Source organism: Listeria weihenstephanensis, assembly GCF_003534205.1.
GTDB classification, from domain to species: domain Bacteria; phylum Bacillota; class Bacilli; order Lactobacillales; family Listeriaceae; genus Listeria_A; species Listeria_A weihenstephanensis.
In genome coordinates this window covers 2266610-2280417 of the sequence record NZ_CP011102.1, presented here as the reverse complement: position 1 = coordinate 2280417, position 13808 = coordinate 2266610, and the positions used below count along the sequence as shown (strand labels likewise).

The 13808-nt window shown below is 37.4% G+C and carries 17 protein-coding genes; 12 read left to right on the top strand and 5 right to left on the bottom strand.

Annotated features, from left to right (window positions below):
• The first annotated feature begins 32 nt into the window (after positions 1 to 32).
• Both UE46_RS11135 and UE46_RS11130 read left to right on the top strand, forming a co-directional pair.
• A complete protein-coding gene (locus UE46_RS11135; protein ID WP_118907617.1) occupies positions 33 to 818 on the top strand; it encodes a hypothetical protein in 786 nt (261 codons plus the stop codon).
• A 189-nt stretch (positions 819 to 1007) separates the two neighbouring features.
• The gene (locus tag UE46_RS11130; RefSeq protein WP_036060812.1) at positions 1008 to 1790 is read left to right on the top strand and encodes a hypothetical protein; all 783 of its coding nucleotides are present in this window, start codon (positions 1008 to 1010) and stop codon (positions 1788 to 1790) included.
• A 150-nt stretch (positions 1791 to 1940) separates the two neighbouring features.
• Here the strand turns inward: UE46_RS11130 and UE46_RS11125 are convergent, their stop codons facing one another.
• Positions 1941 to 3284 carry a relaxase/mobilization nuclease domain-containing protein gene (locus tag UE46_RS11125; protein WP_036060813.1) on the bottom strand — a complete coding sequence of 448 codons (1344 nt, stop codon included), beginning with the start codon at positions 3282 to 3284 and terminating at the stop codon, positions 1941 to 1943.
• Positions 3239 to 3574, bottom strand: coding sequence for a MobC family plasmid mobilization relaxosome protein (locus UE46_RS11120; RefSeq protein WP_036060814.1), 336 nt, complete (start codon positions 3572 to 3574; stop codon positions 3239 to 3241). The genes UE46_RS11125 and UE46_RS11120 overlap by 46 nt, the downstream gene beginning before the upstream one ends.
• A gap of 340 nt (positions 3575 to 3914) precedes the next feature.
• On the opposite strand from UE46_RS11120, the gene UE46_RS11115 reads away from it, so the two are divergent.
• The 4 genes from UE46_RS11115 (at position 3915) to UE46_RS11095 (ending at position 7321) form a co-directional block, all read left to right on the top strand.
• Positions 3915 to 4358 (top strand): RNA polymerase sigma factor, encoded by a 444-nt coding sequence (locus UE46_RS11115; RefSeq protein ID WP_036060816.1) that lies wholly within the window; start codon positions 3915 to 3917, stop codon positions 4356 to 4358.
• Entirely contained in the window at positions 4342 to 4584 is a 243-nt protein-coding gene (locus tag UE46_RS11110) for a helix-turn-helix domain-containing protein (RefSeq protein WP_036060817.1), read from the top strand. Before UE46_RS11115 ends, UE46_RS11110 begins: the two co-directional genes overlap by 17 nt.
• 29 nt (positions 4585 to 4613) lie before the next feature.
• Positions 4614 to 4952, top strand: coding sequence for a hypothetical protein (locus UE46_RS11105; protein ID WP_036060818.1), 339 nt, complete (start codon positions 4614 to 4616; stop codon positions 4950 to 4952).
• A gap of 581 nt (positions 4953 to 5533) precedes the next feature.
• On the top strand, positions 5534 to 7321 hold the full coding sequence (locus tag UE46_RS11095) for a recombinase family protein (RefSeq protein WP_118907616.1): 1788 nt from the start codon (positions 5534 to 5536) through the stop codon (positions 7319 to 7321).
• A 40-nt stretch (positions 7322 to 7361) separates the two neighbouring features.
• On the opposite strand, the gene UE46_RS11090 is transcribed toward UE46_RS11095, so the two are convergent.
• Positions 7362 to 7838 carry a DUF2798 domain-containing protein gene (locus tag UE46_RS11090; RefSeq protein ID WP_118907615.1) on the bottom strand — a complete coding sequence of 159 codons (477 nt, stop codon included), beginning with the start codon at positions 7836 to 7838 and terminating at the stop codon, positions 7362 to 7364.
• A 195-nt stretch (positions 7839 to 8033) separates the two neighbouring features.
• On the opposite strand from UE46_RS11090, the gene UE46_RS11085 reads away from it, so the two are divergent.
• The 6 genes from UE46_RS11085 to UE46_RS11060 all read left to right on the top strand — a co-directional run bounded on the left by UE46_RS11085 (position 8034) and on the right by UE46_RS11060 (position 11997).
• Positions 8034 to 8387: a hypothetical protein gene (locus UE46_RS11085; RefSeq protein WP_036060820.1), complete on the top strand. Its 354-nt coding sequence runs from the start codon at positions 8034 to 8036 to the stop codon at positions 8385 to 8387.
• Positions 8388 to 8393: 6 nt separating this feature from the next.
• A complete protein-coding gene (locus tag UE46_RS11080) occupies positions 8394 to 8681 on the top strand; it encodes a hypothetical protein (protein WP_036060822.1) in 288 nt (95 codons plus the stop codon).
• Between the two features lie 66 nt (positions 8682 to 8747).
• Positions 8748 to 9005, top strand: a complete 258-nt coding sequence (locus tag UE46_RS11075) for a hypothetical protein (protein ID WP_036060824.1) — start codon at positions 8748 to 8750, stop codon at positions 9003 to 9005.
• A 359-nt stretch (positions 9006 to 9364) separates the two neighbouring features.
• Complete coding sequence (locus tag UE46_RS11070; protein ID WP_118907614.1) at positions 9365 to 10270, top strand: acetamidase/formamidase family protein; 906 nt, start codon at positions 9365 to 9367, stop codon at positions 10268 to 10270.
• Position 10271: 1 nt separating this feature from the next.
• Entirely contained in the window at positions 10272 to 11627 is a 1356-nt protein-coding gene (locus tag UE46_RS11065) for an APC family permease (protein WP_036060826.1), read from the top strand.
• Positions 11628 to 11730: 103 nt separating this feature from the next.
• Positions 11731 to 11997, top strand: a complete 267-nt coding sequence (locus tag UE46_RS11060; protein WP_118907613.1) for a hypothetical protein — start codon at positions 11731 to 11733, stop codon at positions 11995 to 11997.
• A gap of 16 nt (positions 11998 to 12013) precedes the next feature.
• Here UE46_RS11060 and UE46_RS11055 read toward each other — a convergent pair whose 3' ends face one another.
• Together UE46_RS11055 and UE46_RS11050 are read right to left on the bottom strand one after the other, a co-directional pair.
• Entirely contained in the window at positions 12014 to 13471 is a 1458-nt protein-coding gene (locus UE46_RS11055; RefSeq protein ID WP_118907612.1) for a sodium:solute symporter family protein, read from the bottom strand.
• Positions 13468 to 13659 carry a DUF3311 domain-containing protein gene (locus tag UE46_RS11050; protein WP_036060827.1) on the bottom strand — a complete coding sequence of 64 codons (192 nt, stop codon included), beginning with the start codon at positions 13657 to 13659 and terminating at the stop codon, positions 13468 to 13470. Before UE46_RS11050 ends, UE46_RS11055 begins: the two co-directional genes overlap by 4 nt.
• Positions 13660 to 13808 lie beyond the last annotated feature (149 nt).

Below are 13808 nucleotides of genomic sequence, written 5' to 3'. Positions count from 1 at the left end.
AAGGTCGCATTGACTACTAAAGGAGTGGTGGTATGAACAGAGAAGTTATTCAAGAACGAGAATATATAAAGTCAGGATTTGAAATATTATATGGAAAGCTTGGCTTAGTGAGTATGCGTGGGACGAAGAAAATATTTTCTGGTATGTTGGTAATTATGATGTTTATGGCGTTGATGCCTGTTGTTGTCCCTAATCCTATGCAAAAGGAAATAAATGATATTTTAGTGTTCTTGATGATCTTGAATATAATTTTGAACGCTTCAATTTTAAGTATTCTCTTAATTAGAGTTAATTATATATATAACACTAAAAAGCCGTGGAAATATGGTTTGGAATATAGTATTTATTTTTATTTGTGTCCAGTTATGATGTCAATAAGTGCTATAATGATTGCAACTATTATGTCGATTACTTTATTTAATAGTGACTTTACAGGTGTTATTATAAGTGTTGGAGCTCTTATTTTTGCTGTGATAGTATATTCAATCCATTTTGTTTATAGAGGGTGGAAGGGAAAGAGTAGCCAGCGCCATACACCGAAAAAAGAAAGCTTGGGTAAAATACAATTTTTAGGAATTGCCATTGTAGTATTAATTATTGTCCTTCCTGACGTAAGTGTAAATAGATTCGGGTATGCAGTTCTTTGCATTCTTCCAGCTACTTTTGCCTTAGTAACAGCGGGATTCTTTTTCGATCTATTTTGTTTACGCTATAAAAAAGGTATAGATTTTGATGCATATTATGCGGTAATAGATGGGATCAATCCTGACAAAAACTATCCACCAAACTATGGTGAGAAGAAGAAAAAAAGAAAATAGTGCAGTTAGTTTATGAAAGAAATATTTTCTTATGCTATATCATGTGAAAATATATTCATTGTGGTTAAAACTAATTTTTTAAGGTATCACTTACTGAAAGGTATATGATGTAATGCCGTATGAATACTCCATGTACAGGACGATTTAGGAAGTAATCTTATTTTTGTTATCACACAAGGAGGTGAGAGCATGAACAATAATGAAATCCAAGAATCAGAATATATAAAAAAGGGATACGAAATATTATACGGTAAGTTAGGTCTATCTCCTATGCAGGGGGCAAATAGACTGTATTATGGTTTGGCAATTTTGGCTATTGGTTTTGCATTAGGTAGTTATATTGTGCCTAACCCGAGTAATAAATTATTACCTGATATGCTTGCAATTATGATCAATGCTTATAGTATTATTACAGTATGCTTCTGTCTATTTAGTTGTATACGAATAAGAGCTATTTATCGAACACCACAACCATGGAAATATGGATTAGAGTTCAGTATATATTTTTGTTTTGTATTATTTCTATTCGCCTTTGGTGCAATATTTATAGCATTTACAATGGCAGTATATTTATATAATAGTGCCTTTATTTTCCCGATTATGAGTCTAGCGTTTTGGTTAATATCAGTTATTGCTTATTCTTTGTTTTATATCTATCGTGGACGCAAAAAAAGAAGTGGTGTCCGAAAACAGCCGAAGATGGGTAATATAGGGAAATTCCAGATTTTAGGTGGTGTCGTAGGGGGATTAGTTGTTTTTCTATATAGTCCTCAAATAGAGACACTAGGATATATAGCATTTCTTTTGTTGCCAGTCTTTTCATCTTTCCCATTTGTGTCCTTTATTTTTGATGTTTTTTGCTTGCAATATAAAAAAGGAATAGATTTCGACGCATACTATGCGGTGATAGACGGTATTAACCCTGAAAAAAATTATCCACCAAATTATGGTGAGAAGAAGAAAAAAAGATAATATTACAGTTAGTTTATGAAAGAAATATTTTCTTATGCTATATCATGTGAAAATATATTCATTCTAGTAATACTGATTTTTTGATACGAAGAATTACAAAAAAATGAACGCAAATGAGCAGAATTAAGCGTACTAGAAGATAGAAAAAGATTATCTATCTTTATCTTCTTTATTCACATTATCTTGCTTTAAGGTTAAGTTGATATTTGTGCTTATTAATTGATACTCTTTCAATTTCTTCTTCACGGCTTTATGTTCTTGATTTAAATCTTGTTGCTTTGCTTGTAATGTGGAAAGTCTTTCAAGTAGCTTGTTTTTGGAGGTGGCAGCAGGATTGATATGGAGTCCTTGAAGAGATTTGCTTGCAGTTTGATGCAATAAAATATCAGTTGAATGTGTATTGAAAAATGCTTTTTTATTCTTAGCGCTACGATAATCAGCATACACATCTTTCGTTTGGTGGTACAGCGAAACATTCTTCATAATTTCTTTTTGTTGGTTCATATCATGCTCGATGTTTTTGATTTTTTGGGTTAAGCTTTGTAGTTTCTCACTCGTTTGGTTCATAAGCGTTTCAAGTTCATCTAGTGAATCTATGTTGTTCTCCTTTAAAAAATTGACCGTTTTGGCTGCTTGCTTTAAATTATGCAACTTTGCCCAATGTTCATAACCTTTATTCTCCATTGCTTTCTTATTTTTATCAAGTTCAATCATAATGCTCAGGGGCTTATCGGTTGGGCTTATTTTTTTGCGCTTTTTACCAAGAATGGGCTCTTTTTTAGCGATGCGTTCTTTTATTTTTTCTTCGGTATAAGCCTCACCTAAACGTTTGCAACGAGTGAATCGCTCTTGACCATTCGCGCGAAAAGCGATGTGTTTTCCATGCTTGATTTCATAGCCTGCGAGTTCCATCTTGGTTAGAAAATCCTCGAAAGATTTCGCAGACTGAATGGCATCATCAATTGTATTTTGAAGTGCTTGTTTCCAACTAGTATCCGCTTGTCTCATTTGCCACTCATGATGCGTAATACCTTTACTTTCGCTTGGAGGAATAACCGATAAACCATGTTCAGCACAAAGCGCGTCACTTGCTTCGCGAAGTTGATAATAAGTTTTCTTACAGTCGTTATATTTTTTATGATCTACATAGCTAGAAGCATTAAAAACGACATGATTATGGATATGCGAAGTGTCTACATGTGTTGTTAAGACATATTCGTACTTCCCATTTAGATGTTGCTCCAGTAGTTGCATGCCTATTTCATGTGCTTGCTCAGGTGTTGTTTCCTCGGGCTTAAACGATTGAATCATATGATATGCCTTATTCGTGCCACCAGAGCGACTATTTTGTCCGAGAGTTAGCGCGAATTCTAAATCAGCAGTTTCAGGAGCACAGGCATGACTGGATACATAAACAGCCTTATTCGGGTTCAAAATATATTGGATAGCTAGATAGAGTGTTTTTCTAATAGACCAGATCTTTGTAACTGCCATATTTGTTTCATCATCTCCTTTAATTCATAAATCTTTTCTTCTGATATATCGCCATTTGAGTTTGCTATATGAGCAATCTGATTAATATTAGTTCCAATTTTATGAAGTTCAAAAATCATTTTTTTAGTTTCCTCAAAGTTAGAAGTAATGATGGTTCCATCAATCGCCATTTTTCTTAGATATGCTTCCCGATTGGAAATATTTGCTTCTTTCATTTTAATATCAATAAACTTTTTTTCCTCCTCACTTACTCTAAATTTCAATTGAATTTCTCGCTTTCTATTTTCCATACTATGATTTTCTATCCTTTCATTTTAAATTTACAAAACAGGGGTTTGGGGAGTATCCCCAACAAGCATTTCCAACCTATAGCGCGTAGCGAAATAGGCTGGAAATAGGGAATGGGTACCCATTCCCAGTGCTTGCTACTAACTGACCCTCCACTAATACTACGGAATTAAGACACAATCTGGTCACGGAAATAGGAAACTTTACAAAATATAATATAAAAGGTCTGTTTGTTAATAAAAAATTTTTTTTGATAAATATGACCAAATGAGCGATTCGAAACGTAGTATTAGTGTAGAGGAGGCTACCAAAACCAAAAGTAAGGAACGGAGGTGATGGGAAATGTTAAAAAATTGCAAACAGAAAAAGGATGAGGAATGGAAAAAACATAAACAACATACATTTGATACATTTTGCAAAAGAATTATCAGAAATGAACTAGTTGATTTTTATCGAGAGTTAAAGCGACAGCGAACAAATGAAGTATCTTTAACTCACATAAAGGAACAACAACTTTTCAATGAAATATCAGATGATTATATTTTTGTATTAAATGATATTGAGGTGGTTGTACGGGATAGTTTGCTGGGGGAAGCGCTAGAAAAACTGAGTGATAGAGAAAGAAAAATTATTCTATTATCCTATTTTCTTGATTTATCCGATGTTGAGATTGCAAGTGAATTTGAGATGTCGACAAGAAAACTAAATCGACTACGTCATAAAACGTTAGTTGAGTTAAAGAAAATCATCAAAGATGGAGGAAGCTTAGGTGAGAGAGAAACTTAGAAACCATACATTATTAGAGTACGAAATCATTGAACAAGCAACGCAAGGCGATATATTCGCTGTCAGATATGTTTTAGAGTATTTCGGTAGTTATATAAGTAAACTTGCCACTCGAAAACTATATGATGAGTTTGGCGTCTGTCAGGTTGTTGTCGATCATGATTTGAAGTCCAGAATTGAATCAAGGTTAATTTCGAAAATTTTTGAGTTTAATCTGGAGTATTAAAAAAACAAAACTTTAAGGAGAGAATGAGAATGGAACATTTTAATTTTATGAATACAAACAGAGATGAAGTATCACGATTAGAAAAAATGGTGAGCATCCAAATATATTTAAAGCAGGTCATCGTTCAGCTAGAAACAGTTGTAGAATTAATCGAACAGTTAGAAGATGAAAAAACTGAACAAACTTGTGAATGTTGTCACGATGGATTGGCGTATGATGACATAGCAGTTGACGTTAGTGATGCTATTTTTATTGTTGATCCAAATGGAGTAGCGCATATTGTTACCACAGATACGGATCAAATCCAAGAAGTGGAAAGAACACCAGCAATGTTGCTGAAACTACTAATAGATTTAGCATCTAACTAACGAAAATATCTGCGTGATACTTCGCGGTGTCATGCAGATTTTATAACATGCTTTCAAAAGGTATTTCCAAGGAAGTATCTTTTAAAAGACTGTTATAGCAGTCGAATGTTCTTTGACAATAGAATAAAGCATATTTGAATACAAACAGTGTATTGCTAGCGAAGAATAAAGGTACGCAATGACGCCTATTAGATTAGGAAGAGCGATGTTACTTATTTATTCAACTTGATGGAAACAAGTGGCAAAGATCAATACATTGCATAATGATACTCACGTGTATACGTCCTGTCTGAATGAGGGGTGGTGAAATTCCAGTGATGCTGTTTCCAGCAGCTGTTCAAATATGAGAAAAAATAGTTTAGAAGGTGAATAATGAAAAAAGATATACTAAATTATAGTATTCATGTCGCTATGTTGAGACACTTGCTTATAGAAAATCTAATTTCAGAAGAGGAGTACAGTAAGTTGAAGATAGTCATAATGTCAGAATATAATGTTATATCTGATATTAATTCTTGATTTGTTTTTCTTTATAGCATATAATAGACACTATAAAAGGAATACAATTAAGGAGGCTCATCATGAACGAGAAAAAAATAGAATTTATCAAAGCGGATCGTAAGCTAATAGATAGAAGCAAGAGCGAAGAACATAAGCTACAACGAACAGCTGCTTATTGCCGGGTAAGTACTAATTCAGAAGATCAATTAAATAGTTATAGATCTCAAGTCACGTATTATACTGATTTGATTAATCAAAATCTAGAATGGGTTATGGCGGGAGTTTATGCAGATGAAGCGATGACAGGAACGCAAGCGTCTAAACGAGAAAGTTTTCAAAAATTGATTAATGATTGTATGAATGGTGATATCGATGTAGTTATTACAAAATCTATTTCACGATTTGCAAGAAATACATTAGATACTTTGCGTTATGTGAGGATGCTAAAAGAAAAAGGTGTGGCAGTATATTTTGAAGATGAGAAAATAAATACACTTACAATGGACGGCGAGTTGCTCCTAGTGGTATTAAGTTCAGTGGCTCAGCAGGAAGTAGAAAATATATCATCAAACGTAAAAAAAGGACTAAAAATGAAAATGAAACGCGGAGAATTAGTAGGCTTTCAAGGTTGTTTGGGCTATGATTACAATAATAAAGATAAAACCTTGTCTATTAATGAAGAAGAGGCAGAAATCGTTAGGTACATTTTCAACCGATACATTCAAGGCGTAGGAACACACATAATTGCAACTGAACTCACAAGCATGGGATATAAAACGAAACGTGGAAATAGTAAATGGCCTGATTCAACAGTTTTAGGAATCCTAAAAAATGAAAAATATAAAGGAGATGTCCTTCTTGGGAAAACTTTTACATTAGACCCTATTTCTAAAAGACGGATGCGAAATTTTGGTGAAGAAGATAAGTATTACATTCATGACCATCATGAACCGATTGTGAGCGACGATGTTTTTGAAAAAGTACAAGAGATTTTACTGAAGCGAGGTTCCAGCAGGGACACTGTCGAAAAAAATGGTAGGAGAAAAAAATACACTCGAGAATACGCCTTTAGCTCTCTTCTGGAATGTGGATTTTGTGGGGGAAATGCGAGTCGTAGGAGTTGGCATGCTGGAAAGGATCATCGTCAAATAGTTTGGCAATGTAGTGTTGCGACAAAAAAAGGCAAAAAACACTGCCCACATAGTAAAGGCTTAGTGGAGAGCGCAATTGAACAAGCTTTCATGGAAAGTTATCGACTAATATGTGCGGACAATACAACTATACTAGAACAATTTTTGAAAAAAATTGAACGAGGATTAGTTGATGATGGTGTAAAGAAGAAGATAACAAAATTGAAAAATGGAATCCAGAACACTGAGAAGAAACGGAATAACCTTGTTGATATGAAAATCGATGGGCTTATTGATGATGCATCTTACGAAGAAAAGTATACAGAACTATCAGCAAAACTGGATGAACTAAGTTATGATTTAGAAGAATTGGAAACAACATCTCATAACGAGAATGACATAAAAAAACGAATTAGCTCATTTAGAAAGAACTTGGAACAAAATCAATTTTTAGAAAAATTTGACCGATATGTGTTCGAAAGCATCATTGAAAAAGTCATTGTAGGAGAAGTAGAAGAAGATGGGACAGTAGATCCATATAGGTTAACTTTTGTCTATAAAACTGGAATTTTCGATGGGCAAGATTCAGCAAAGTTTAAGCCCAAAAGAAGAAATGCTAAGTCGAATAATAGTCCCAGTGAATTGTCTTCCCAAACCACTAACGACCCTGAAAAAATGTATACCCAACCGAGTGACGACACATGTGGAATGTGTAACGGTGTTGGAACGATAAAATGAAAAAAGCGCATTGGTTTTCGAGCCAATGCGCTTTTTAGCGTTATTTATGAAGATTCGCCATCGCTTTTCTTGCTAAAGGTTGGGCAATGAGTAGTTCTAAAAATAGAACAATCGCAAAGTTTCTAGGCCAGGCAGTGAAAAATCTAGAGATAATACCGCTTTCTAAAGTAAATCCGTGACCGATGAAATCACCGATAAATGTCATGCAAAAGGACATACCCAAAACGGTGAAGAGGACTGAAAAAAGGATATTAGCGTTAAAACTATCCCCAGTGGCTGCGAATTTAGAAACCATTTTATCCGAAAAGTGGCGAATAAAAAAGTTTTCTACTAGCATGGCAACGATGAAAAATAGGGGTAAGGATGTAAGTACGGCGAAGAGAAATTCTGTATTTACGGTTTGAAATTGTAGATACACATTAAGCGATGTCATAAAAAAGACGGTAATCCCGCAAATAATAATGCCATATAAAAGTCCTTCCTTGCTATTTTGTGGTAAACGATAATCTTGATTCATAGTAATTCTCCTATTCAATGTTACTAGTGAACATAAAAAAAGACGCAGAATCCATCCTTATCAGATGGTTCCTACGTCGAACGTGTAATATTCACTGTACGATTACTATAACATAATTTGTAAAGGCTGACAATAGACTATGTTATAATAAAATGGAGCAATGATCTACAGTAAATACACGAGGAGGATCTACAAATGAAAAAACTATTTGACGAAACGAACGAATTTGAATCCAAGTATTACCGCACGATCTGGTATGGTTATGTAGTGGGGAGTTTAGATGAGAGGTTGCAAGAAAAAGTGGTAGCTACGGTGCAAGCTGATCTTGCGCAAAAAACAGAAAATCCACTGGCAGCAACGCATTGGGTCTTTTATAGTGAGGAGACTAGCAAGGACGCGATTGGCGATACAGTAAGACCTTCTTTGATGATTCGCGAACGAGATGGAGTATTTGTAGCGAATTATAATGTGAGTGATTTTGGCTTTGTAACAGCTTTTGATATGATTGCTGATTTTACGGAGAAGTTGGAAGAACAATTAAACGCATAGAAAAGGATGGATTTTGTGATTACAGTCAGCCAATTATTTTGGTTTGTATTCATTGCGCTTGCCTCTCATGTGTTTGATTTTATCCCGAAACATAGAGGACGCGCTTGGATTACGTTGATCGTCTTGGGATTGCGAATCTATTGGTCGATTTTTTTGCTTGGAATAGGTATTCAGGCAACGATTATTTTAGTCGCATTCGAGATGCTTACCGTGTTTATCGCTACAATTTATACAGCAAAAACGAAAGATGAGCGTAAAAATTATAAAACGAATGCCTACTTTTTGAAGAAATAGGGAATAGAGACACTATATAATGTTGTGTTTTTATCTATATTGAATTTGGTGTGAGGTGGTTCATTTATGCGTGAGCTGTATTTTCAGGAAAAGATGAATGGATTTCAAATGAGGCTGACATCTGAGAATTCTAAGTGGTACACGTATGTAACGATTATCGCGGAAAATGAGGCGGGGGAAAGATTTGAATATACGACTAAACACGTGACTTTCTTATTCCACCCAGAGATAATTCTCCATCATGCGACTAAAAAGTTTAACCAGAAAAACCCGTATGGCATTTCGTTTGATTGGAAGAAAAAAGCGGATATTATATTAGAATAGTGTTATTTTGCAAAGCTTCCTTTTTAGGAGGCTTTTTTGCTTATTCAATAAATCGATTTTCAAGTGTCGTTTCTAAAATCATGGTTGTTGTGACATCGATATTTGCAAACGCGATGATCTAACTGGTATCAATACGTATCAAAAGCAGGTCACGATGGAAGCTGTTGCGAGGGATCAAGAGCGAGAATATACGCCGATTTTAGAAATTCTAGAGGAAGTAACATAGGAATGGATGGTAACTGAATCTATGTCTAGTTTTTTGTGTAGCCTCATGATTCGCAATTGTAAAAAAACTACATTGACAAACGCCAAGTTTAGCTATAAGATAAATGCAATCAAATGGAAAGGGTGACAGACAAATGACACAGATAATAAAAAAAGGCGCACCGATTTATGCCATGGACAAAAACAATAAAGCGGTGGCAACAGTAAAAGACGGCGATCGGCTAATTTTTGAGGCGTATGATTGTTTCGAGGATCAAATCACAGAGGAACATGGCGCTTTTGAAAAGCTGGACTGGAACCGGATTAATCCTGCGACTGGCCCTGTTTTTGTAGAAGGCGCGGAGGTTGGGGATATTCTCGCTGTAACGATTGAAAAACTGGATATTGGCAATACGGCAACATTATTTACGGGTCCTGATTCGGGTGTGATTGGGGACGAGTTGACGGAAAATACGATTCGCCGACTTCCAATCGAAAACGGAACGATTAAATTTTCAGAAAAAATAAACATTCCGCTTAATACGATGATTGGCGTAATTGGAACGGCGCCAGCTGGGGAGGCTGTGTCGTGTGGAACGCCAGATGCGCATGGTGGGAATATGGATTGTAAAGAAATTGGGGAAGGTACGACGTTGTTTTTACCTGTCAATGTGGCGGGTGCTTTACTTGCGATGGGAGATTGTCACGCTGCAATGGGAGACGGCGAAGTTTCCGTTTGCGGAGCGGAAGTACCTTGTGATATTACGGTAACGATCAAAGTTTTCAAAAATAAGGATTGGCCGACGCCGTTTTTAGTACGTGATGGGAAGCTTGCGACGATTGCTTCTGCGAAAACGTTAGATGAGGCGGGTGTGATGGCGACGAAGCAAATGGTTCATTTCGTGGAGAGCTATACAGATTTATCGAAAGGGAATGCGATTCATTTGCTATCACTTGCGGCTGATTTGCGCGTTTGCCAAGTCGTTGATCCGAATAAAACGGCACGTATGGAATTACCACTGACATATCTTACAAACTGGAGTATTGAGGAGCTGAACTAACATGGCAGAAGCAGAAAAAGGGAGTTTGGAGTCATTTGGCTACAAGCAGGAATTAAAGAGAACGTTAACGCTGAAAGATTTAGTAATTTATGGACTAATATTTATGGTCCCGATTGCTCCGTTTGGCATTTACGGAGAAGTTGTGACAGCATCGAAGGGAATGATCGTACTTACATATATGATTGGTATGGTCGCGATGTTATTCACAGCACTTAGTTATGGCTCGATGTCGCGTGCTTTTCCAATCGCAGGTTCGGTTTATGCCTATGCCCAGCGTGGAATTAACAAAACAGTTGGATTTCTTGCAGGTTGGATGATTTTGCTGGATTATGTTTTTGTACCAGCCTTACTTTATGTCGTTTCGGCGAATTCGTTAAAAGCGATTGTGCCTGATGTGCCAGTTTGGATCTGGCTGGTTATTTTTATCTTGGTGAATAGTTGGATTAATATTCGTGGTATTGCTTTTACTGCGCGTGCGAACATTGTTTTTCTTGTGGGGGAATTGATCGTGCTGGCGATTTTTATCGCGGTTGGCGTTGTGGCAATCTCGAATGGCGTTGGTGACGGTGTGACGATGAAACCAATTTATAATGCGGCCGATTTCAACTTACCGTTTGTTATGACGGCTGTTTCGGTGGCGGTGCTTAGTTTCTTGGGGTTTGACGGAATTAGCACGCTTGCTGAGGAGACGAAAGGTGGAAATAAAACGGTCGGAAAAGCGATTTTGTGGGCACTGATGCTGGTTGGTTTCTTGTTCATTATTCAGACCTATATTGCAGCGTTGATTCATCCGAATTACCTCAATTTTGACAATATTGACACCGCTTTTTATCAAATTGCAGGAGAAGCTGGCGGGCCTTTCTTGAAAAATACGACGATCATCGCAACGATTCTTTCTTGGGGCTTTGCGAATGCACTCGCAGCACAGGCGGCTATTTCACGGATTCTTTTCGGAATGGCGCGCGATCAGAACTTGCCTAAGTTCCTAGCAAAAGTACATCCGCGATTCCAAACACCATATTTGAGTACGCTCATGGTTGGATTTGTTTCATTAGTGGTTGGACTTGTGTTCGTGAATGATATCGGAATTCTATCATCGATCGTGAACTGTGGGGCGTTGACAGCATTTCTGGTGATTCATGTGTCTGTCGTGTATCATTATATTATCAAAATGAAATCGAAAAATTATCTGTTACATTTGGTCGTGCCAGTGATTGGTTTCTTGATTATTCTGTACGTGATGATTAATCTTGATATTTTGGCGAAGATTATCGGTATTTCGTGGCTTGCGGTGGGGGTTGTGTACTACACGATTCTGCGCCTGACGAAAAAGAAAACGACGATTGATATGAATTAATTATGAAAGAAAAATGGCACAAATATTATCATTTATTCATGATACTGAAGATTCCTATCTGTTATACTTATTCGGTAACTTCACAACTCAACAGGAGGTAGTCATGAAGAAAAACTCAATTTTAAAATGCAGCGTTGTCATCATGCTGACTCTTAGCTTTTTCTCAGGATTCAGTACAATGAGTGAGATGGGCTTAAGCGTGCAGCAAGAGGTACATGCAGCTGTTGTGGAACAAAAGATACCGGATATGAATAAAACGGTTAAATGGAGCGTAACTGCCCCAAGTCATGATAAGGTGCATGAAAGTGTAGACACGCCACTGCATTTAAAAGAAGCAGAGAGAGCAGATACGAAACGAAGGAAGAAATAAAAACTCGGAGCAGACATTAAATGGTGTCTGTTCCGAGTTTTTTTCGTGTTAGGAGACTTACAACTAGTGTCACGATAACGTTTGCGATTAGAGGTAAGAAGCCAATGTTGATATCGCTAATTGCAGTTGGCACGCCTGGAAGCAAGGTTGCAAGCGTCATACTGTAATTGCTGATGAAGATGGTAATCAAAATACCGACAATAATCCCAGCGAGGGCGCCTTGTTTTGTTACTGGATTGCGCTTCATTAAACTAGCGAATAATGATGGGCAGAGCTGAACGATGAGGCTGTATCCGACTTGTAAAATCGCAGCCAAGGCATTGCCTCCTTGAAAAACGAATAGGCAGGAGATGATCGCCAGAACTGGGACGCAAAACTTGGAGAGGCTCGCAATTTTGTGATCGGGTGTATCCGGTTTGTAGCTGTAAATGATGTTTTTCGTCAGCAAGGTTGCGGCACTCATGAGAAGCATTGAACCTGGAACGAGAGCGGTGAGCATACCAGCCGCGCCAATGATACCAACGAACCATGGATCAAAAGTTTTCATCGCAAGTTGCAATAGGGCAAGGTCGCTCGCGTCGCCTTCTAACCCAGGAATTTGTAAAACAGCGGCAAGTCCGATAAAAATAACAAATAAGAGCATTAATGTATAAATGGGACTTATAATCGCGTTTTTACGGAATGTTCGAGCATTTTTCGCAGTGAATGTGGAAGCGAAAACTTGTGGCCACATGTAGAAACCTAGGACGTAAAATAAGACGGTCGAGATGAACCAAGTGACGGTATATGTTGTGTGCGGAAACGTGAGTAGTTCGGGTTTAACCGCCGCTATCTGGTCGAACATTTGGCCGATACCGCCATAATAATGAATGGGCAAGTAGATTCCCATGAATACGATGACGGCGAGAATCATGATGTCTTTTAGGACTGCAATCCAGGCGATACCGCGAATTCCGGAGATCACGGAGTAGATGATGATCGCAATGGTTCCAACAACAACGGCAACTTTCATGGGAATCGCGCCGTAAGATGTTAGGGAAACGATGATGCCGAGCCCTTTTAGTTGGATAACGACGATCGGGATAATCGCGATGACACCAACGATTGCAACAACGACGCCGAGCAGATTACTATTGTATTTTTTAGCAAAAAAGTCTGATTGGGAGACGAGGCGATGTTCGTGCGCGTACTTCCAAATGAGTGGTAATAGGAAATAAGAGGTGACATAGGATAGGGCGATGTAAACCATGACGTACACCGCGGATATCCCTTTGGAGTATGCCCAGCCACTTCCGCCAAGAAAAGAGAAGGTTGTGTAAACTTCGCCAGCTGTAAGTAGGAATACAAAGACAGTATTGAAACTCCTACCACCAACCGCCCAATTTTCTAGGTTCATTTTTTGTTTTTGACGTGCTCTGATTCCGATCACTAAAGTTAGAAGAAAAAAAGCAGTTAAGATGATGAGCGCGGTCATTGTTCTTCCCCCTTATTTTGTTTGTCGAAATGATAGACAATCGCTAAAATACACGTGGAAAGTAAGATCCCAGCGGCAACCCAAAATAAATTAAATGGCATGCCGAGAACCATCGGCTGGATTCGATTCGCAAATGGCATTCCAACTAGGATGAAGACAAACGGAATAATAAGCAACAGCTTGATCATGACATTCCCTCTTTTCGTTTTGAAAACTGCTTTTATCTTACAATATTCAGAGCCTTTTATCAATGGGCAATGGCTTTTGTTTTCAGATGAGGTTTGATAGAATAGGGTTGTGTAGAGAATCACAAATACGTTTAAGAGGAGACGAATAT

What these genes read in the sequence shown, in the direction of transcription:
- UE46_RS11135 (WP_118907617.1), top strand. Translation starts at nt 33, where the DNA reads ATGAACAGAGAAGTTATTCAAGAACGAGAATATATAAAGTCAGGATTT.
- UE46_RS11130 (WP_036060812.1), top strand. Translation starts at nt 1,008, where the DNA reads ATGAACAATAATGAAATCCAAGAATCAGAATATATAAAAAAGGGATAC.
- UE46_RS11125 (WP_036060813.1), bottom strand. Translation starts at nt 3,284, where the DNA reads ATGGCAGTTACAAAGATCTGGTCTATTAGAAAAACACTCTATCTAGCT.
- UE46_RS11120 (WP_036060814.1), bottom strand. Translation starts at nt 3,574, where the DNA reads ATGGAAAATAGAAAGCGAGAAATTCAATTGAAATTTAGAGTAAGTGAG.
- UE46_RS11115 (WP_036060816.1), top strand. Translation starts at nt 3,915, where the DNA reads ATGTTAAAAAATTGCAAACAGAAAAAGGATGAGGAATGGAAAAAACAT.
- UE46_RS11105 (WP_036060818.1), top strand. Translation starts at nt 4,614, where the DNA reads ATGGAACATTTTAATTTTATGAATACAAACAGAGATGAAGTATCACGA.
- UE46_RS11095 (WP_118907616.1), top strand. Translation starts at nt 5,534, where the DNA reads ATGAACGAGAAAAAAATAGAATTTATCAAAGCGGATCGTAAGCTAATA.
- UE46_RS11090 (WP_118907615.1), bottom strand. Translation starts at nt 7,838, where the DNA reads ATGAATCAAGATTATCGTTTACCACAAAATAGCAAGGAAGGACTTTTA.
- UE46_RS11085 (WP_036060820.1), top strand. Translation starts at nt 8,034, where the DNA reads ATGAAAAAACTATTTGACGAAACGAACGAATTTGAATCCAAGTATTAC.
- UE46_RS11080 (WP_036060822.1), top strand. Translation starts at nt 8,394, where the DNA reads ATGGATTTTGTGATTACAGTCAGCCAATTATTTTGGTTTGTATTCATT.
- UE46_RS11075 (WP_036060824.1), top strand. Translation starts at nt 8,748, where the DNA reads ATGCGTGAGCTGTATTTTCAGGAAAAGATGAATGGATTTCAAATGAGG.
- UE46_RS11070 (WP_118907614.1), top strand. Translation starts at nt 9,365, where the DNA reads ATGACACAGATAATAAAAAAAGGCGCACCGATTTATGCCATGGACAAA.
- UE46_RS11065 (WP_036060826.1), top strand. Translation starts at nt 10,272, where the DNA reads ATGGCAGAAGCAGAAAAAGGGAGTTTGGAGTCATTTGGCTACAAGCAG.
- UE46_RS11060 (WP_118907613.1), top strand. Translation starts at nt 11,731, where the DNA reads ATGAAGAAAAACTCAATTTTAAAATGCAGCGTTGTCATCATGCTGACT.
- UE46_RS11055 (WP_118907612.1), bottom strand. Translation starts at nt 13,471, where the DNA reads ATGACCGCGCTCATCATCTTAACTGCTTTTTTTCTTCTAACTTTAGTG.
- UE46_RS11050 (WP_036060827.1), bottom strand. Translation starts at nt 13,659, where the DNA reads ATGATCAAGCTGTTGCTTATTATTCCGTTTGTCTTCATCCTAGTTGGA.